This window comes from Bacillus sp. SIMBA_154 (assembly GCF_046536015.1).
GTDB lineage: Bacteria > Bacillota > Bacilli > Bacillales > Bacillaceae > Bacillus > Bacillus pumilus_P.
The window spans coordinates 1-1,258 of record NZ_JAWJBV010000044.1; the positions used below are offsets into that span (position 1 = coordinate 1).

Consider the following 1,258-nt stretch of genomic DNA (forward strand, 5'->3'; position numbering starts at 1 on the left):
CCCTTTGTTCTGTCCATTGTAGCACGTGTGTAGCCCAGGTCATAAGGGGCATGATGATTTGACGTCATCCCCACCTTCCTCCGGTTTGTCACCGGCAGTCACCTTAGAGTGCCCAACTAAATGCTGGCAACTAAGATCAAGGGTTGCGCTCGTTGCGGGACTTAACCCAACATCTCACGACACGAGCTGACGACAACCATGCACCACCTGTCACTCTGTCCCCGAAGGGAAAGCCCTATCTCTAGGGTTGTCAGAGGATGTCAAGACCTGGTAAGGTTCTTCGCGTTGCTTCGAATTAAACCACATGCTCCACCGCTTGTGCGGGCCCCCGTCAATTCCTTTGAGTTTCAGTCTTGCGACCGTACTCCCCAGGCGGAGTGCTTAATGCGTTAGCTGCAGCACTAAGGGGCGGAAACCCCCTAACACTTAGCACTCATCGTTTACGGCGTGGACTACCAGGGTATCTAATCCTGTTCGCTCCCCACGCTTTCGCTCCTCAGCGTCAGTTACAGACCAGAGAGTCGCCTTCGCCACTGGTGTTCCTCCACATCTCTACGCATTTCACCGCTACACGTGGAATTCCACTCTCCTCTTCTGCACTCAAGTTTCCCAGTTTCCAATGACCCTCCCCGGTTGAGCCGGGGGCTTTCACATCAGACTTAAGAAACCGCCTGCGAGCCCTTTACGCCCAATAATTCCGGACAACGCTTGCCACCTACGTATTACCGCGGCTGCTGGCACGTAGTTAGCCGTGGCTTTCTGGTTAGGTACCGTCAAGGTGCGAGCAGTTACTCTCGCACTTGTTCTTCCCTAACAACAGAGCTTTACGATCCGAAAACCTTCATCACTCACGCGGCGTTGCTCCGTCAGACTTTCGTCCATTGCGGAAGATTCCCTACTGCTGCCTCCCGTAGGAGTCTGGGCCGTGTCTCAGTCCCAGTGTGGCCGATCACCCTCTCAGGTCGGCTACGCATCGTTGCCTTGGTGAGCCATTACCCCACCAACTAGCTAATGCGCCGCGGGTCCATCTGTAAGTGACAGCCGAAACCGTCTTTCATCCTTGAACCATGCGGTTCAAGGAACTATCCGGTATTAGCTCCGGTTTCCCGGAGTTATCCCAGTCTTACAGGCAGGTTACCCACGTGTTACTCACCCGTCCGCCGCTAACATCCGGGAGCAAGCTCCCTTCTGTCCGCTCGACTTGCATGTATTAGGCACGCCGCCAGCGTTCGTCCTGAGCCAGGATCAAACTCTCCGA

Annotated in this window: 1 rRNA gene; it reads right to left on the reverse strand. The window is 54.9% G+C overall.

What is annotated here, in order from left to right:
• A 16S ribosomal RNA gene (locus R0K30_RS20965) occupies window positions 1-1,258 on the reverse strand; the annotation flags it as partial.